The 16,780-nt window shown below is 30.8% G+C and carries 19 protein-coding genes and 6 tRNA genes; 9 read left to right on the top strand and 16 right to left on the bottom strand.

All coding sequences use genetic code 11. From position 1 onward, the window contains the following. Positions 1-39: 39 nt before the first annotated feature. The 4 genes from FGQ49_RS04380 to FGQ49_RS04365 form a co-directional block, all read right to left on the bottom strand. Positions 40-312 carry an HU family DNA-binding protein gene (locus FGQ49_RS04380; RefSeq protein WP_138268657.1) on the bottom strand — a complete coding sequence of 91 codons (273 nt, stop codon included), beginning with the start codon at positions 310-312 and terminating at the stop codon, positions 40-42. A 78-nt stretch (positions 313-390) separates the two neighbouring features. Beyond that, on the bottom strand, positions 391-1,734 hold the full coding sequence (gene mazG, locus FGQ49_RS04375) for a nucleoside triphosphate pyrophosphohydrolase (protein WP_138268656.1): 1,344 nt from the start codon (positions 1,732-1,734) through the stop codon (positions 391-393). A 17-nt stretch (positions 1,735-1,751) separates the two neighbouring features. Then, a complete protein-coding gene (locus tag FGQ49_RS04370) occupies positions 1,752-2,534 on the bottom strand; it encodes a ZIP family metal transporter (protein ID WP_207734410.1) in 783 nt (260 codons plus the stop codon). Positions 2,535-2,699: 165 nt separating this feature from the next. Beyond that, positions 2,700-3,083: a VOC family protein gene (locus FGQ49_RS04365; RefSeq protein WP_138268655.1), complete on the bottom strand. Its 384-nt coding sequence runs from the start codon at positions 3,081-3,083 to the stop codon at positions 2,700-2,702. Between the two features lie 148 nt (positions 3,084-3,231). Between FGQ49_RS04365 and FGQ49_RS04360 the strand changes: the two genes are divergently transcribed. Beyond that, a complete protein-coding gene (locus tag FGQ49_RS04360; RefSeq protein ID WP_138268654.1) occupies positions 3,232-3,606 on the top strand; it encodes a DUF4186 domain-containing protein in 375 nt (124 codons plus the stop codon). 18 nt (positions 3,607-3,624) lie between these two features. Here the strand turns inward: FGQ49_RS04360 and FGQ49_RS04355 are convergent, their stop codons facing one another. The 5 genes from FGQ49_RS04355 to FGQ49_RS04335 form a co-directional block, all read right to left on the bottom strand. Further along, the gene (locus FGQ49_RS04355) at positions 3,625-3,855 is read right to left on the bottom strand and encodes a KH domain-containing protein (protein WP_138268653.1); all 231 of its coding nucleotides are present in this window, start codon (positions 3,853-3,855) and stop codon (positions 3,625-3,627) included. A 12-nt stretch (positions 3,856-3,867) separates the two neighbouring features. Further along, a complete protein-coding gene (rpsP, locus tag FGQ49_RS04350) occupies positions 3,868-4,110 on the bottom strand; it encodes a 30S ribosomal protein S16 (protein ID WP_138268652.1) in 243 nt (80 codons plus the stop codon). A gap of 68 nt (positions 4,111-4,178) precedes the next feature. Then, complete coding sequence (gene ffh / locus FGQ49_RS04345) at positions 4,179-5,501, bottom strand: signal recognition particle protein (protein ID WP_138268651.1); 1,323 nt, start codon at positions 5,499-5,501, stop codon at positions 4,179-4,181. Between the two features lie 10 nt (positions 5,502-5,511). Next, complete coding sequence (gene ylxM, locus FGQ49_RS04340) at positions 5,512-5,826, bottom strand: YlxM family DNA-binding protein (protein ID WP_138268650.1); 315 nt, start codon at positions 5,824-5,826, stop codon at positions 5,512-5,514. A 181-nt stretch (positions 5,827-6,007) separates the two neighbouring features. Continuing rightward, positions 6,008-7,336: a RuBisCO large subunit C-terminal-like domain-containing protein gene (locus tag FGQ49_RS04335; RefSeq protein WP_207669785.1), complete on the bottom strand. Its 1,329-nt coding sequence runs from the start codon at positions 7,334-7,336 to the stop codon at positions 6,008-6,010. Between the two features lie 344 nt (positions 7,337-7,680). Here FGQ49_RS04335 and FGQ49_RS04330 point away from each other — a divergent pair, with 344 nt between their 5' ends. The 8 genes from FGQ49_RS04330 (at position 7,681) to FGQ49_RS04295 (ending at position 9,983) form a co-directional block, all read left to right on the top strand. Beyond that, on the top strand, positions 7,681-8,850 hold the full coding sequence (locus FGQ49_RS04330) for a polysaccharide deacetylase family protein (RefSeq protein ID WP_138268649.1): 1,170 nt from the start codon (positions 7,681-7,683) through the stop codon (positions 8,848-8,850). Positions 8,851-8,931: 81 nt separating this feature from the next. Further along, positions 8,932-9,007 (top strand) — tRNA-Val (locus FGQ49_RS04325). Positions 9,008-9,031: 24 nt separating this feature from the next. After that, a tRNA-Asp gene (locus tag FGQ49_RS04320) sits at positions 9,032-9,108 on the top strand. A 6-nt stretch (positions 9,109-9,114) separates the two neighbouring features. Beyond that, positions 9,115-9,190, top strand: a tRNA-Phe gene (locus FGQ49_RS04315). Between the two features lie 6 nt (positions 9,191-9,196). Continuing rightward, a tRNA-Gly gene (locus FGQ49_RS04310) sits at positions 9,197-9,271 on the top strand. A 9-nt stretch (positions 9,272-9,280) separates the two neighbouring features. Continuing rightward, positions 9,281-9,354, top strand: a tRNA-Cys gene (locus FGQ49_RS04305). 10 nt (positions 9,355-9,364) lie between these two features. Continuing rightward, a tRNA-Leu gene (locus FGQ49_RS04300) sits at positions 9,365-9,453 on the top strand. 98 nt (positions 9,454-9,551) lie between these two features. Then, positions 9,552-9,983, top strand: a complete 432-nt coding sequence (locus FGQ49_RS04295) for a hypothetical protein (RefSeq protein ID WP_138268648.1) — start codon at positions 9,552-9,554, stop codon at positions 9,981-9,983. A 398-nt stretch (positions 9,984-10,381) separates the two neighbouring features. On the opposite strand, the gene FGQ49_RS04290 is transcribed toward FGQ49_RS04295, so the two are convergent. From FGQ49_RS04290 to FGQ49_RS04260, 7 genes are all read right to left on the bottom strand, one after another. After that, positions 10,382-11,680, bottom strand: coding sequence for an NAD(P)H-dependent oxidoreductase (locus FGQ49_RS04290; RefSeq protein WP_138268647.1), 1,299 nt, complete (start codon positions 11,678-11,680; stop codon positions 10,382-10,384). Then, on the bottom strand, positions 11,680-12,051 hold the full coding sequence (locus tag FGQ49_RS04285; protein ID WP_138268646.1) for a PTS glucitol/sorbitol transporter subunit IIA: 372 nt from the start codon (positions 12,049-12,051) through the stop codon (positions 11,680-11,682). The genes FGQ49_RS04290 and FGQ49_RS04285 overlap by 1 nt, the downstream gene beginning before the upstream one ends. 38 nt (positions 12,052-12,089) lie before the next feature. Then, entirely contained in the window at positions 12,090-13,076 is a 987-nt protein-coding gene (gene srlE, locus FGQ49_RS04280; RefSeq protein ID WP_138268645.1) for a PTS glucitol/sorbitol transporter subunit IIB, read from the bottom strand. Between the two features lie 14 nt (positions 13,077-13,090). Beyond that, positions 13,091-13,618: a PTS glucitol/sorbitol transporter subunit IIC gene (gene srlA / locus FGQ49_RS04275; RefSeq protein WP_138268644.1), complete on the bottom strand. Its 528-nt coding sequence runs from the start codon at positions 13,616-13,618 to the stop codon at positions 13,091-13,093. A 60-nt stretch (positions 13,619-13,678) separates the two neighbouring features. Continuing rightward, positions 13,679-14,125: a transcriptional regulator GutM gene (locus tag FGQ49_RS04270; RefSeq protein ID WP_138268643.1), complete on the bottom strand. Its 447-nt coding sequence runs from the start codon at positions 14,123-14,125 to the stop codon at positions 13,679-13,681. Between the two features lie 14 nt (positions 14,126-14,139). Next, positions 14,140-15,084, bottom strand: coding sequence for a sugar-binding transcriptional regulator (locus FGQ49_RS04265; protein ID WP_171020578.1), 945 nt, complete (start codon positions 15,082-15,084; stop codon positions 14,140-14,142). Positions 15,085-15,258: 174 nt separating this feature from the next. Then, the gene (locus FGQ49_RS04260) at positions 15,259-16,659 is read right to left on the bottom strand and encodes a polysaccharide deacetylase (RefSeq protein ID WP_138268641.1); all 1,401 of its coding nucleotides are present in this window, start codon (positions 16,657-16,659) and stop codon (positions 15,259-15,261) included. Between the last annotated feature and the right edge of the window lie 121 nt (positions 16,660-16,780).

Raw genomic sequence — 16,780 nt, 5'->3', positions numbered from 1 at the left:
ATTAGGTATCTTTTTATTTTATTATATTAAAAAATTTAATTAGTTTAAAGAATCTTTTAAAGCTTTACCTGCTTTGAAAACTGGAGCTTTGCTTGCTGGAATAGTAATTTGTTCTTTAGTTTGAGGATTGATACCTTTTCTTTCAGCTCTTTCTCTTACTTCAAAAGTACCGAAACCTACTAATGAAACTTTATCTTCTTTTTTTAATGTTTCTGTTACAGTTTCAATAAATGCTCCTAAACAGCTATCACATTCTTTTTTTGTAAGTCCAGTTTTTTCGCTTAAAGCGCTTACTAATTCTGATTTATTCATTCTAAATTTTCCTCCAAATTAATTTTTGTTGATATATCAACTTTTAAACTCTAGATTATATTTTACCAAAAAAATTATTTATTTCAATAGTATTTTAGCCATTTCCCAATATTTTTCCAAATTTTCTTGGTCCAAACACATTATATTTTTACTATCCTTTTCGATTAGTTCTTCCATTAAAACAAAACGGCTTATAAACTTGTTTGTAGAAGAATTCAGAGCCTCTTCAGAGTTTATTCCCATTAGCCTTAAAACATTTACTACACTAAAAAGCAAATCCCCGGCTTCCATAAATAGGTTATCTTCATTTTTCCCTATTTCATTTTTAAACTCTTCAATTTCTTCATAAAGTTTATTTAAAGCTTCTTTATAATCTGCAAAATCAAAATTTGCATCCCCTGCTCTCTTTTGAATTTTTTGCGCATATAAAAGTGCCGGAAAACCTTTTGGAACATCTAATAAAGTCTGTCTAAAATTTACAAAAGACTTCTCTTCCTTTTTAACACTATTCCAAACAGCAGCAGTGTCATCACCTTCTAAAATAGTATCTGAAAACACATAAGGATGCCTTCTTATTAATTTACTTGCAACATTTAAAATTACATCTTTATAATCAAATTCTTTACTTTCTTTAGCGATTTGACTATGAAGAGCTATTTGCATAAGTAAATCTCCAAGTTCATCGCTTAAGGCATTCATATCTTCCTTATCAAGAGCATCAAGAACCTCATAAGACTCTTCTATTAAATGTTTCTTTAAACTCTTATGAGTCTGTTTTCTATCCCAAGGACAACCCTTATCGCTTCTAAGATAATCAATAAGTTCCATAAATGCATCAAAACTTCCTTTTACATCAGTAAAATTCTGCTTATCTATGGCTAATGTAAAAACCTCTTCTGTAAAAGATTCATCAAAATCTTTTAATTTTATTTTATCTGTTTTATCTTCTTTTATTACATATATTATTATGTTTTCACTAAAACTTTTTAAAAGTTTTTCTTTTAAAGAAGAGAAATTATTTTTATCAATATTTTTAATAATATTTATACCGCTAAAATCTATATTTATATTTTCGTCAATTCTTAAATCTATTATTTTATAATTACTATTTTTACCAAATAAAATATTTACTAGATTATTTTCATCTAAAGTTATATTTAGTGAATTATCATCAAACATTAACTCAACAAAATCACGGTATTTATTTGTATCAAAAATAACAGTTATATCTTTATTATTAGCAATTTCATTTTTAAAGTTATTATAATCATTAAAATCAAAACTAATACTTTTTTTTAGAATATTATTCTCATATAAATCTTTTTGAATAATAACATTATCCATAGTTTCAATTTTATTTTTTATCTTTAATGTTATTTCATTTATATCTTTTATATTTAATACAAAAATATTTTTTTTCATTTGTATACCTCGTTATATTAACCTAAAGCAACGTCTAAAATCATCATAATTAAAAAACCTATAGAAAAACCTATAGTTCCCAAATTGGAGTGACTTCCAATAGAAGACTCTGGAATAAGCTCTTCAACAACAACATATATCATTGCACCTGCAGCAAAAGACAATAAATACGGTAAAAATGATACTATATATGATGATAATAAAATCGTAATAAACGCACCTATTGGCTCTACAATCCCCGACAATACTCCATATGAAAAAGCCTTCTTTTTACTTACGCCTTCATTTATAAGAGGCATTGAAATAACAACCCCTTCCGGAAAATTTTGAATCGCTATACCTACTGATAATGCAATTGCACCTGCAAGAGTTATACCTGCACTGTTTGTTAAAAATCCGCTAAAAACTACCCCAACAGCCATTCCTTCAGGTATATTATGAAGAGTTACCGCAAGAACAAGCATTGTTGATTTTTTAAGACTGCTTTCCATCCCCTCTTTAGAATTATCTATGTGCATATGCGGAATAAGTTTATCAAGTAAAAGTAGAAAAAGTATTCCAAGAATAAAACCTATTGCTGCAGGTAAAAAAGAAAATTTACCCAAGCTTTCTGACATATCTATTGAAGGAATTAATAAAGACCATACAGAAGCCGCAACCATAACTCCTGAGGCAAACCCAAGAAGTAAATTCTGCATACTTCGCTTCATATCTTTTTTTAATAAAAAAACACATCCAGCACCAAGAGAAGTGCCTAAAAACGGAATTAGAATTCCTATTATTGTATTTATGTTAAACATAACTCCCCTCCTTATTCTAAACATTAGTTATTGCTAACAATATCATATAAAAATTTACTGTTTACTATATTTTTTAACAATATACTATTATATAAATATTATGTCAACAAATTAATAATAAAAAAAGAAGAGATAAATAAAAATTTACCTCTTTAAATTTTTAAATTATTTTTTCTCTCTGATAATTTCTATATCATAACCGTCAGGATCTGTAACAAAGAAATAATTTGGTTTATTTCCTTTTAATCCGTAAAAATCTGTTACCTTGTATCCTTTTTTGGCAAGTTCATCGTGCGCAGCTTCTAAATCTTCAACATAAAATGCAAGGTGAGCAAATCCGTTTCCGATTTCATATGGTTTTTCAGGATCATAATTATATGTTAGTTCAACTTCACAAGTTTTGTTAACATCTTCCAAAAATACTAAACAAAAATCTCCAGGATAATCTTTTCTTCTTGTTTCCTTCATTCCAAGAGCTCCTACGTAAAACTCCAAGCTCTTATCTAAATCAAAGACTCTTATGCTTGTATGCCCAAATCTAAAATTCATTTTCGTACCTCCTTTTAATTATTTTTATTATATCATAAAATTTTATCCCCCAATAAATAAATTAAAAAAATAGCTACAATATTGACAAAACATATAATGACTTGTATAACATAAATATATCTAATAAATATTATAAAAGGAACTTATAATGAACGAAAAATACATTCAAGATAAATTAAATGCTTTATCAAAATCTAAATTTAGAAGCAGTTTTCATTTAAAGAAGAAAGATATAGAATATATTGATAAAAAAGGTATAAATACAATTAAAAGCCATGCTTTTGACTTCATAGAAAAAAGAATAGCACCACAGTACATAAAAAACGATGGAAAACAAACACCAACTAAAAACCACCCTGTATTCATCGCTCAGCATGCTACAGCAACATGCTGCAGAAATTGTTTATATAAATGGCACCATATACAAAAAAATAAACAACTTAATCAAGAAGAACAAGAATACATAGTAAAAGTAATAATGGAATGGATAAAAAAAGAATATAAAAAAGAACCCAAACAATAATAGTTTGAGTTCTTATTTTTATTCTTCAATATCTAAAACAACCCTTTTATCAGCTTTTATTGCAGCAGCTTTTAAAACATTTCTTATTGCTTTCGCAATTCTACCTTGCTTTCCGATAACTTTACCCATGTCATCTTTAGCAACTTTAAGCTTAATTACTGTTAAATGTTCCTTTTCAATTTGTTTTACACAAACTTCTTCGGGACTGTCAACCAAAGCTTTTGCAATTGTTTCAATTAATTCAACCATATTGGTCTCCTATTATTTTATAATACCGTTTTGTTTGAATAACTTAGCAACAGTATCAGTTGGTTTAGCACCTTTGTTTAACCATTCTTGAGCTTTTTCAGCATTAATTTCAATGCTTTTTTCTCCAACTGGTTTATATCTACCAATTAAGTCGATGCTTTTACCATCTCTTGCTGTTCTTTCATCTGCTACTACGATTCTGTAGTATGGTTGTTTTTTTGAACCCATTCTTTTTAATCTGATTTTTACTGCCATGTTTTTTCTCCTTTTATTTTAATAATTATATTTTTATATTAAAGAAATTAAATTTCTTTTTTGACTTGTTACATAAACGGGAATTTCATCTTAGGTAATCTCATCTTACCTGAATTAAGCTGTTTCATCATTTTTTTACTTTGTTCAAATCCCGTTAAAAGTTTATTTACATCACTTACTTTTGTACCGCTTCCAGCAGCTATTCTCTTTCTTCTGCTGGCATTGATGATACTTGGATTTTGTCTTTCCTTTATTGTCATTGACTGTATTATTGCCTTTTGTCTTACAAGCTCTCTTTCATCTATTGATAAATTCTTAAGCTTTCCGGCACCCGGAAGCATAGATAGTATACTTTCAATTCCACCCATTTTACTCATGCTTTCCATTTGATCAAGAAAATCTTCCAAAGTAAAAGAGTTCTTTCTTAATTTTGCTTCCATCTTCTTAGCTTCTTCTTCGTTATATACGCTTTCCGCTTTTTCTATTAAAGAAAGAACGTCACCCATACCAAGAATTCTTGAAGCTACTCTATCAGGATGGAAAGGTTCAAAGTCTTCCATTTTTTCACCAAATGCAGAAAACTTAATAGGCTTATTTGTTATATAAGTAACACTAAGTGCCGCACCGCCTCTTGCATCAGAGTCAAGTTTTGAAAGAATGAAACCTGTAATTTCAAGATTTTCATCGAAAGCTTTTGCTGCATCTACGGCTTGTTGTCCCATTAAAGAGTCTATTACAAATAGTGTTTCGTCAGGATTAATAACTTTCTTAACCTTTACGGCTTCTTCCATCATTTCACTGTCAACATGTTGTCTACCTGCCGTATCCACGATTACAATATCGGCGCCTTTACTTTTTGCATATTCAACACCTTTTTTTGCAATCTTTCCTGCATCTTTACTATCAAGTGAAAATACTTCAATATCAAGACCTTCACCAAGAATTTTAAGTTGATCTACCGCTGCGGCTCTATGAATATCACAAGCTACAAACACAACTTTTTTATTCTTTTTATTTTTAAAATAGTTACCCATTTTACCGATACTTGTAGTTTTACCACTACCTTGTACCCCGACAACCATGATAACAGTCGGAGGAGTGGATGAAAAGTTTATATCTCTGCTTTCCCCTCCAAGCAAATCGATAAGTTCATTGTTAACTATCTTAATAACTTGTTGTCCCGGAGTCAAAGATTTTAAAACCTCTTCCCCCATACATTTTTCTTTTAAATTTTTTGCAAATGTTTTTACTACTTTATAGTTTACATCAGCTTCAAGTAAGGACATTCTTATTTCTCTTAAAGCTGCATCGATATCTTTTTCTGTAAGTTTTCCTTTTCCTCTTAACTTTTTAAAAGTTTCTTGTAATTTATCACCTAAAGCCTGAAACATAGAAACCTCCTTATAGGTTTTCCTTTACCTTCTCTATTAAAGATAAAGCCTCTTTATTATCAATCAAAGCTTCTGCTTTTTCAAGCATTTTAATGTTTTGTTCATATTTATTTAATAACTGTAATTTATCATCATAATCAGATATTATTTTTTCTGCCCTTTTTAAAGTATCATAAACACCTTGTCTAGAGATATTCAAAATACTTGCAATTTCACTTAGTGATATATCATCACTGTAATAATATTCAAGCACTTTATACTGTTTTTGAGTAAGAAGAGATGCATATATATCTATTAAATACGACATCTTAAAATATTTTTCCATACTACTCTCCTTATACTGACTAAAGGATTATAACAAAAGGAAAAGACATTGTCAAGGTTTTTCACTTGACAATTAAAATACTTTTTTAATAATAAAAAAACAACCCCCAACGATAGTTGGGGGTAATAATTATATTCTTTTTTAAGAGGAAAACATGACGTTATGTTATAAACTCAAAAGTTTATTTTTTCATATCAAATAAATCTTCTTTTTCACCACATCCCCAATCATCAAGAGCGATTTGAAGATCCGGTTTATCTTTTGCATATTCTCTTAATGAAATACCAGCCATAGCAGCATCAATTGCTTGTCTTAGAGATCTTGCACCTGCTGTAGCACCGTTTCTGTGTCCATGAACAGCACCGCCTGCTGCAATCATAACATCAGTACCAACTTCATAAATTGTTTCTGGAACAACACCTTGATACATTCCACCGCTTGGTGCAGGAAGACAATCTTTAATATTATGGAATTTCATCTTAAGATCTCTACAAGTTCTTAAGTAAGAATCTCTAAGTACAGGAATCTTACCATAATAGTTTGTTGTTATTGCCATATCAGCTCCGGCAAGTCTTACAAGTTTACCCCAAAGTAATGCTACGGCAACACCTGTATCAGGAGAGTAAGATTGTGCTGCTGCATAGTCAGGATGTGACATAATAGGAACTTGAATATTAGGGTCTTCAGCTAACATTCTAAGAGCTGAGAAACCTGCTGTATATGTATTAATCATTAAAGCATTTGCACCTGCATCTAAAGCTCTGTATGCAAGGTCTTTAATCTTAAAGCTGTCTTCTGTTAAGTTAACAGTATATAAATGTTTTTCACCTGTTTGTTCATAAGCTTTTAGACCTGCTTCTGTTATTGCTTTAACTCTTTTTTCAATAGGGCACCATGCAGGATCCGCAACAAGAAGTTCATCATCTTTTATTACGTCAATACCGCCAACATAAGCATCTCCTGCCATTATTGCACCTTGTTCAGGAGTCCAACCTGTATCAGGTTTAATCATTGCACAAGTAAGTGGTCTTTCAGGAATATCAAGAATTTCTCTTACGCCTTTTATACCAAATTTTGGGCCTTGGAAATGGTCTGTATATTCTTTAGGGAATTCAAGGTCTACAAGCTTTAATCTTGCAGCAGAAATATTACCTATTGCAGTTGTAAAAATCATTGGGAAGTTAGTTCCTATGTTTTCCCAAGGGAAAGCAAGTCTAACTATCATATCTCTGTATTGTATTCCGTCAGGAAGTTCTCTGTCATAAGCAGGTGTTTCATAAATACCAATAACTTTTGCAGCATGTCTTTCAACAATGTCATCTGTTTCAAAAGGAACATCAATCCATGTACCTGTTGCTTGTTCTGCAGCTATTGATTCTGCAAATTTGGCAAGGTCAAGTTCCATAGGATTATTTCCTTTACCTCTCATATAATATGTAGCAACAATATATTTGCTCATATCTAAACTTTCACTACATTGGAACATCAAAGGGTTATATTTTTGTTTCATTATAAAAATCCTCCTTAAACTTTAAGTATTTAACCGTCTACCCTTAAATGTAAAAACAACTTTATAAACATAGTCCTGTCTTTACGCTTTTATATTAACATGGTAATTATGTTTTGTCAATATTATAATTTATATTTTACTTTTATTTCTATTTAAAACAACTTAATGTTATAATATTATTAACAAGTAACAAAATAAAAACAACAAATAAACCATAATGGTTATATATGCCGTTATAAAACATATAACTTGTTAAAAAGCAAAAAACATCTTAAAATTAGAAAATATTTTTTTCTACTTAACATATATTTTAATGTAACAAATAAAAAGAGAGGTAAAAACAATTGTCAAATAAAAATAAACATAATGATGATTTCAGAAAAAAGATTACCAATCTAAATATGTTTATAAAAAAACAAAGGTATTACATTATAATTTTAGTACTTCTTTGTTTTATTATCGCGTTAGTATCTTTTAATATAAATAAATTTTCAGCTTATATAAATACTCAAAACGAAGTAGAAATAAAAGAAGATATATCAAAGACAGATATTGACTATAAAAATATTAAACCAAACGAAGCCGGTGATATTTTAGTTATTATGTATCACAGTATAGATGATAAAAAGAATCACTATCCATGGCACAGAAGCAAAAAAGAATTTAGGGAAGATTTGGAATATATGTACCAAAACGGATATGTTTTAATTTCCATGAAAGAGTATTTAAGCAATGATATAGATATTCCTGCTGGGAAAACCCCTATTTTGCTAACTTTTGATGATGGATTAAAAAGCTGTTTTTCCTTAGTAAAAAATAAAGAGGGAAAACTTGTAGTAAATGATGATACACTTATAGGGATTCTTGAAAATTTTAAAGCAGAACATCCGGATTTTGGAAGCGGAGGAGTTTTATATATAACAAATAATCCTTTTGAATATGATGCTTACCATAATAGCAAATCAGAAGGCTCTTATAAGGATAAATTCAGAGTTTTACAAGAATTAGGATACGAAATAGGAAATCATACTTATAGTCATTATAATATGAATGAACTAAGTAACAGCGAAATAACAAAAGAAATAGGAAAAGTAAATAATTTAGTTTATAACAACACAAATAAAAACAAGACTGTTTATTTAGCTTATCCCTATGGTGACAAACCAAACAAAAATGGATTAAAAGCTGTAAAAAGCGGAACATATAAAGACATTTCATACAATATAGAAAGCGCAGTTCTTGCAGCACCGGAAAAACCTTATTTTACAAATCCAATAAAAAATGACTTTGATCCTTATTATATAAGCAGAGCTATAGCAAATAAAGGACAACACCAAGATATGTACTGGTATTTTGATTATTATAAAAAAAATCCGGATAAAAAATATATTTCAGATGGAAATAAGAGTGTTTTATCTATTCCATCAAATTATAAAGAAAGCATAAACACTGCTAAAATAAAGGGTTTCAACGTTATCTATTATAACGAAAAAACTTTTGAAAAAATAAATTAAAAAAATGTTAATTTATACTTGACATAATCTTTGCATTGTTATATAATAAATCAGCGCTGAAAAAGTGGCAACAAAAAAAATGGTCGCATAGCTCAGCTGGGAGAGCACCTGCCTTACAAGCAGGGGGTCATAGGTTCGAGCCCTATTGCGACCACCATTAAAAAATTAATATTAAGAATGCGGCTCGGTAGTTCAGCTGGTTAGAATGCTAGCCTGTCACGCTAGAGGTCGAGGGTTCGAGTCCCTTCCGAGTCGCCATTTTATGCCCAGGTAGCTCAGTCGGTAGAGCAGCGGACTGAAAATCCGCGTGTCGGTGGTTCGATCCCGCCCTTGGGCACCATCTTAAGCGAAAGTGGCTCAGTGGTAGAGCATCGCCTTGCCAAGGCGAGGGTCGCGAGTTCGAATCTCGTCTTTCGCTCCATTTTTTTTAGGCGGCATAGCCAAGTGGTAAGGCAAGGGTCTGCAACACCCGTATCCCCAGTTCGAGTCTGGGTGCCGCCTCCATTTATCTTAAGCCGAAGTGGCGAAATTGGCAGACGCACAGGACTTAAAATCCTGCGATCCTTACCGATCGTACCGGTTCGACTCCGGTCTTCGGCACCATCCTTTTATGTTAGACCTCAAGGTCTTTTTTTTATATTTTTTCTCTTCCTTTGTGATATCATTAACTTATAATATAAGTTTCAAGGAGGGAATAAATTATGAAACTAAAAAAATTATTAGCATTATTAATTGTTGCTCTTATGGCTGTTTCTTTCGTTGCATGCGGTGGAGGAGAAACAAGCAGTTCTGGTGAAACACAAACAAGCGAACCTAAAATCACAGTAGAAGAATTCAAAGCTGAACTTAAAAATCTTGGAATCGAAGGAACAGAATCAGAAACAATGTACGAACTTGTAGGTGCAACTGCGGGATTTAAATTTACAGCCGATGATAAAACTTTAGAATTATATACATTTGATAAAGATTCAGATGCATATAAAAATGCTGAAAAAGATGGTAAATTAACAATGGAATCCCTTGGAAGCGAAATAACAGAAAATGTTACAGTTGCAAACGGATATGCTATTATACTTCCTACAGATTTCCCTCAATATGATGCTGTTCTTGCATTATTTAACAGATTACAATAATAAATGATATATTACAAAAAAGCGGTTTTATAATAAAACCGCTTTTTATTTTATTTAAATAAATTCCATATATTTTATTATATCTTATTTTATAGAACATTAATAATTTAAGCTCCATATAAAACCATTTAAACAAAATAAATAATACATAGGTTAATGGATTGTTAGTTATATATATTCTCCTTCAAATAAAACTTACAAAGCCATAAATACAAATTAAAATATATACAATGCTCTTAATCATATTTTATTAAAATATATATCATTTATTACTGTATTCATTATATACTTATATTAATAACATTATTTATTATGTTTTTAATATAATTAAAATAATAAACCCAAATATGAATTAAATTTCATATTTGGGTTTATTTAAATCAAAATGTTATATTATTTTATCCGAAAAATCTATCTTGTAGTTTTCTAAGCTGTACAATTAATGAATTATCATCTAAATCAACCATATCATATGTGATTGTTTGACCTTTTTTAACATCTTTAAGAAGTTTTGTATTCTTTGTAATAACTCCCAAAGGAACTCCGTTATCTTTAAGCATATTTTCGTGTGTATCAACAACACCATATACAGTATATCCACCAATACCGTCAAGCATTTCGCCTGCTTTTAAATCTTTTTTAGCAACTGCTACTGTTTCACAAACTAATCCACCGTCCATAGGAACTAATGTTGAAGTATTGTCAACAACTGCTTTTGCTACTGTTAGAGGTGTTTCCAAAGAACATAAATGATAAGGTCTATATAATACCCAGTTAGGACCTTCGCCCATGCTTAGGTAATTCATTTCATGTTTAACAAAAGGAAGATCGCTTGAAATGATTACAAATACACCAGGAGCAATACCATTTACCCATTCAACTTTTCCGTATCCATTTTGAAGAATACCACCTTCTTCAGTAGGTCTAAACAAATTAGGTAAATCATTTACTTCAGCTTCAGGTCCATGACCTCCTCTGATATCAGGGATAAATCCTGTTGCATTAGCCATAGCTGTAAGTTCTACCATTGTTTTTGTTCCGTCTGTAAATGCTGTTTGCATCTTAGGACTAACGCCTCTCTTAGCTGCATATTCAGCTAATGTTGTAGGATTTGCATCATAGTCGATTTTATTGTTTTTACCTTTACCAATAACTCTTACATCAAATCCGGCAGCTGTTGCAAAATCATATAATTCTTTAACCGCACCAGGTTCATCCCCTGCACTGCCTGTATAAATTACACCTGCATTATCAGCTAATTTTTTAAGCATAGGTCCAATAACAACATCAGTTTCAACATTTAACATACAAATATGTTTACCTTCGTTTATAGCATCAATTGCAACTCTTGCCCCTACTTCAGGAACCCCTGTAGCATCAACAGCAGCTTGAATAAGGTTTGCTTTTGCACCAAGCTCTGAATTTTCTGTTGCAATATATTTACCTTTTTCAAGATATGCATTGGCTTCGCTTAATTTATTTGTTATAATATAATCATCTTTGGTTAATCCAGAGTTTTCAAATGCGGCAATGACATTATCTATATTAATGTCAGCAACAATTGCGGGCTTCATACCTTTCATCCTGATCATTTGACTGGTCATGCCCCTGCCCATTTGTCCTGCTCCTATTATACTGGTCATAATAGGAGCATTTTTTTCTTCTAGCTCTGCTAATTTGTAATTCATTCTTAACATTATTCATTTCCTCCTAAAAATTGTATTTTAATATAATCTCCCACTTTTAAATCTGGAAGTTTATCACCTTTTAATTGGATTTGTCCGGGAAGATCTACGCTGTCTTTGCCTCCAAATACCAAACAACAATGTCCCAACATCTTTAAGGTTTCTTTTGCTTCTGAGCCTACAGCAGTAACAAGATAATCATCTTCACCAAGAGAAATAATGTCTCCCACACAAACATCCCTTGTTAATTCTTGCTTTTCATGTAAAACTGACAGTTCCGCAAGTTCAACTGGAGCATCATCATTAAACAGTATAAGCATATTTTCTTGTAAAAAATCTAAAGCCATGTCGCCAAATCCGGTTATTTTTGATATATAATTCATATTATGTACTTTCCTTACGTTTTAATTTTTTATGTCTATTAATATAATCCAAATGAACAGAAGTATGCGATTATAACCGCAATAGGTCCTGTAATAAGTCTAGAGAATAGCATTGCGGGAACCCCGATTTCAACTGTAGAAGGTTCAGCTTCTCCAAGAGATAATCCAACAGGAACAAAGTCTGCTCCAACTTGAGCATCTATAGCAAATAATGCAGGTAATGCATATGTTGGAGGAATACTTCCTTTTGCAATTTCAGCACCAACTAATACACCTACTACTTGAGCAATAACTGCTCCTGGTCCAAGAACAGGTGATAAGAATGGAATTGCACAGATTATTGATAAAACAATCATTCCTGGAAGAGAACCAGCTAAAGGACTTATCGCCTTTGCTATTACATCCCCAATACCTGATGCAGAAATTATACCAAGAAGCATACTAACAAATGCCATAAATGGTAAGATATTTCTTATTGTAGTATCAATAGCATCTCTACCTGCTGCAAAGAATTTGTTTACAACACCACCAACTGCCTTCCCTATTTTTGCAATTACTCCAACTAAACCTTTTTGTTCAGGTCCGTTGTTTTCATTAGATGATGGTTTTACTTCTTGTGTAACAGCCGAAGGTTCTTCATCACTAACTTCTCCTTCATATAATGTTACGTTATTTTCTTTTACGTCTGATACATATATTTCTTCTTTAATATATTGTGCAAGTGGTCCAACAGCTCCTACAGCATTAAGATTAATTGTATATACGCCTTTTTTAGGATAAACACCACATCTTGCAGTACCACCACAATCAACTATAACCACAGCCATTTCTTCATCAGGAACACCTGTAGAAAAAGCATCAACGGCTTGTGCTCCCGTTAAGTCTGCAATATATTGTGCAAGAGGATGAATTCCACCACCTGTAACACTGGCAATTTTATTTTTCTTTTCAGTTGGTTTAATAATTAACGGTCCACCCCAACCTTGAGAACCTTTTTCGATCTTAACTGCTTTATAATTACTCATATCTTTTCCCCTTTCTATGCATCTGCACTTTTCTTACTACTCATAATTGCATATAATCTTTCAGTAACAATACCTCTGATTAAAATTACGACAACACCAACCAAGAAATATCTTAAAGCAAGTGGTGTAGTACTTAAACCTAATGCCGTAATACCATTTGCAATACCTAAGTAAACAAATAATTCACCGGCATTTGCATGAGGGAATAGTCCTGTTATTGGATGACAGAATGAAACCGTAGAATCGTAAAATGCAACTTTGTGTTCTTCTTTTAGGAAACGACCAAATGAATATGCCATTGGATTACATAAGAAAAACATAGCTAAAACAGGCATCAAAGTATATCTCGTTATAAAACTTTTAGATAATACTTTCATAGCTTTATCTACTCTTTCTTCACCGATAATCTTAATTAAAGCATTTATAGCTGTAATTAAAACGATAAGAGTAGGTATGATACCTGTAACCCATCCAACAAAAGTTTCACCTCCTGCGTTAAATAGTCCGATAAAACCTTCTGCAAGTTTTGTCAAGAATTCCATAAAAATTCTCCTTTCTATATTTTTTATTTATGAAAGACAACAGTTGTCTTAACATACAATTTACTCAACAACTTTTTTTATTTCTTCCTGCAACTCAATTTCATCATTGTTAGTTTTATTCTTTTCTAAAACACCTATTAAACCATTTACAGCCTGAAGTAAAGAGCTTCCTTTTTTCTTTCTTCTCTTACTTCTAATTTTTTTCATTTTCTCCTCTTCTTCTTCTTTTAAATCATAAATAGATTTTCCGTTTAAAGCATCAAAATTATTAAATCTTGCAAAAACACTAAATCCCTTCATTATTTTACCTTTTGTAACATATCCATTACTGTCACAAGCAAGAATCAAAATAACTCCATAAATAAAATACTGTTTATCTTTACCAACACTTACATTTCCAAATTTACGAATTTCATTAAATGATATAGTAAAATCTTTGGCCTGCCTATAGGTCAATATGGAATTAAATACCATTAGAACAAAAGCAACCGCAAAAATCTTCCACATAATATTCCTCCAATTTAATCTTCAAGCAATAATTTTGCAGTTCTTGAATTTGTTACGAGAACATTTACAATTTTTCCGTTTAAGGCTCCCTTTATTGCCTTAACTTTCTCTTCCCCTGCACTTATCCCAACAACTCTCTTTACTTTCTTTAATGACTCTAAATTTATACCGAATATATCATTATTGTACGAATAATTTGTATTACCTTCTATATCATACATTTGAAGACATATATCTCCCACAATTCCGCTATTTTTCATTTCAACAATGTCTTCTTTTTTGTAATACCCCGTTTCCATCATTGTCGAACCGGGAACAGCCGTACCTATACCAACAACTGCGGTTGTAATTTTATCCAACAAATCAAATACTTGTTTTATATGAATATCATTTTTTAAACTAAGCATTAAATTTGGATCCGCTATCATTGCCGGTGCATGAAGAAGATGATATTCTCCTCCAAAAGCTCTAAAAAAATCGATTACAATTTGATTACAATGAAGTTCAATACCAACTTGTCCCATACCTCCAAGTAGAGGAACAAAAGAAATATCTCTTGGTTTATCTTGATGAACATATTGTGCTATAGTCTTTATTGTTTTTCCCATTGATAACCCAACAATTTCCCCATCTTTTAAAACCCTTTGTAAAAATTCAGCACAAGCTTTACCAAGTGCATCCCTTTCATATGAAGCATCGGTAACATCTTCTGCAATTATGACTTCTTTTAAGTTAAACTTTTCTTCTAATTGTTTTTCTAGCTTGTAATAATCATTTTTCAAAGGATTTATAACTTCTATTTTGACAATCCCTTCACTTTTTGCATTTTTTAAAATTCTGGATATTGTCGCTCTTGATATTGAAAGTTTGGAAGCAATTTCTTCTTGTTTCATGTCGTTGTTGTAATACAAATCGCATACTTTTACCATTAACTTAGTATCATCAGAAACCTTTTTCAAAATTCTTCTCATTCCTTTCCGTTGAAATTAATTTCTATTCAATTTATTTTTACATTTGTTCAATATTTGAAAAATTGTTCTTTTTATGCTCTTATAATAAATCAAAACCAATCAAAAGTCAACCATTATTTTATTAAATATAAAAACAAAAAGAACACGGCAAAAACGTGTTCTTTAATTGTTGACACCATGATGTGGAGCAAAAGAGTTATTATCAATAGCCCTAAATACATACCCTCTTTGTTTGTAGTACTTAATTATTTTAGGAAGAGCTTCAACAGTCGTATCTTTTGCATCTGTATCATGAAAAAGTATATTAATATTGTTTTCACTACAATTGGTTGCATTTTCAACAAGCTTACCTACAGCTACATTATTTCCGGAGGCATCCGTAGAATCACAGTTCCAATCATAATATTGATACCCTCTGTTTTGAACTTCTTTTGTTAAATAAGTCATTATACCTTTTTTATAGGCACTGCTTATAGTATTGGATGACCCTCCGGGAAATCTTATATATTTAGGAGAATAACCGATAATGCCTTTTAACATGTTTTCAAGTTTATGTAAATCATCAAAATATGAGTACTTTGATTTATATACTTTTGCATAGTCATGAGTATATGTATGAAGCCCTATAGTATGACCTTTATCATGAGCTGTTTTTATTAAATAATTATATTGTTTATTGTTTCCTGTTACGAAAAAAGTTGCCTTTGCATCATATTTATCAAGTATATCAAGTATTTTCTTAGTATTGGAAGAAGGTCCGTCATCAAAAGTCAAGTATACTATTTTTTCCTCGCTTTCACTCGTTGTTCCAATAGCTTTTACAACATTAACTTCTCTTTTTACAATGCTAATATTTCCTGCTCTGTCAACAGCTTTATATGTAACAAAATATTTGCCTTCTTTGTTAGGATTAAAATCTCCTTTTTCCAAAATAAGTTTAGGGTTTGGATCATGATCATCTTTTATAATAACATCCTTTTCCCAACTTTCATCCCCGCCCACAACTACATCAATTGCAGATACATTTTTAATCTCAGGTCCTTTATTATCTTCAATTACATGAACGATAGTATTTTTACTTGTACTGTTTTCGTAAACATCACTCACAACAACCTCTACCTCATAATCTCCTACATCATCAAAATTATAATCTTCTTTAAAGGATACGGTTGTTTTACTTGCATCTTTTACATCTTTCACCAATTCTTTTGGGTCTAATTTTACTCTGTTTTCTATGGTAATTTCTTTTACATTAAAAGAAGGAGGTGTTGTGTCAACGACACTTATTGTAACGGGATAATCTTTATTTTTATACTTATATATAATTTCATAATCCCCTATCTTATTTGTATCCAAATTCTTCCTATCTATTAAAACATCTTTTTTATCCCCGAAAACAACATATTTTATATTACTTTCAGGATTATATGCATGTTTAACTTCAACTTCAACACTCTTATCTTTTAAAGATAATGGACTTATAAAAATTTTAAACACTCCAATTAAACAAATTAATGCTATTATTCCAAAAAAAACATATTTTTTATTAATTCTCATTTTCATAGCAAATGCCTCTTTCATATTCAGTGGAGTGATTATATCAAATTTCGACATAACAGGCAATAAACAAAAAATTAAATGAAAATTAAATTTTTATTAACTAAAAAAAGCATACTGAGTATGC

This window comes from Anaerofustis stercorihominis (assembly GCF_005844425.1).
Classification (GTDB): Bacteria; Bacillota; Clostridia; order Eubacteriales; family Anaerofustaceae; genus Anaerofustis; species Anaerofustis butyriciformans.
Note: the sequence above shows the minus strand (reverse complement) of the source record. Positions and strands in the feature narration are given on the sequence as shown.

What these genes read in the sequence shown, in the direction of transcription:
- FGQ49_RS04380 (WP_138268657.1), bottom strand. Translation starts at nt 312, where the DNA reads ATGAATAAATCAGAATTAGTAAGCGCTTTAAGCGAAAAAACTGGACTT.
- mazG (WP_138268656.1), bottom strand. Translation starts at nt 1,734, where the DNA reads ATGAAAAAAAATATTTTTGTATTAAATATAAAAGATATAAATGAAATA.
- FGQ49_RS04370 (WP_207734410.1), bottom strand. Translation starts at nt 2,534, where the DNA reads ATGTTTAACATAAATACAATAATAGGAATTCTAATTCCGTTTTTAGGC.
- FGQ49_RS04365 (WP_138268655.1), bottom strand. Translation starts at nt 3,083, where the DNA reads ATGAATTTTAGATTTGGGCATACAAGCATAAGAGTCTTTGATTTAGAT.
- FGQ49_RS04360 (WP_138268654.1), top strand. Translation starts at nt 3,232, where the DNA reads ATGAACGAAAAATACATTCAAGATAAATTAAATGCTTTATCAAAATCT.
- FGQ49_RS04355 (WP_138268653.1), bottom strand. Translation starts at nt 3,855, where the DNA reads ATGGTTGAATTAATTGAAACAATTGCAAAAGCTTTGGTTGACAGTCCC.
- rpsP (WP_138268652.1), bottom strand. Translation starts at nt 4,110, where the DNA reads ATGGCAGTAAAAATCAGATTAAAAAGAATGGGTTCAAAAAAACAACCA.
- ffh (WP_138268651.1), bottom strand. Translation starts at nt 5,501, where the DNA reads ATGTTTCAGGCTTTAGGTGATAAATTACAAGAAACTTTTAAAAAGTTA.
- ylxM (WP_138268650.1), bottom strand. Translation starts at nt 5,826, where the DNA reads ATGGAAAAATATTTTAAGATGTCGTATTTAATAGATATATATGCATCT.
- FGQ49_RS04335 (WP_207669785.1), bottom strand. Translation starts at nt 7,336, where the DNA reads ATGAAACAAAAATATAACCCTTTGATGTTCCAATGTAGTGAAAGTTTA.
- FGQ49_RS04295 (WP_138268648.1), top strand. Translation starts at nt 9,552, where the DNA reads ATGAAACTAAAAAAATTATTAGCATTATTAATTGTTGCTCTTATGGCT.
- FGQ49_RS04290 (WP_138268647.1), bottom strand. Translation starts at nt 11,680, where the DNA reads ATGTTAAGAATGAATTACAAATTAGCAGAGCTAGAAGAAAAAAATGCT.
- FGQ49_RS04285 (WP_138268646.1), bottom strand. Translation starts at nt 12,051, where the DNA reads ATGAATTATATATCAAAAATAACCGGATTTGGCGACATGGCTTTAGAT.
- srlE (WP_138268645.1), bottom strand. Translation starts at nt 13,076, where the DNA reads ATGAGTAATTATAAAGCAGTTAAGATCGAAAAAGGTTCTCAAGGTTGG.
- srlA (WP_138268644.1), bottom strand. Translation starts at nt 13,618, where the DNA reads ATGGAATTCTTGACAAAACTTGCAGAAGGTTTTATCGGACTATTTAAC.
- FGQ49_RS04270 (WP_138268643.1), bottom strand. Translation starts at nt 14,125, where the DNA reads ATGTGGAAGATTTTTGCGGTTGCTTTTGTTCTAATGGTATTTAATTCC.
- FGQ49_RS04260 (WP_138268641.1), bottom strand. Translation starts at nt 16,659, where the DNA reads ATGAAAATGAGAATTAATAAAAAATATGTTTTTTTTGGAATAATAGCA.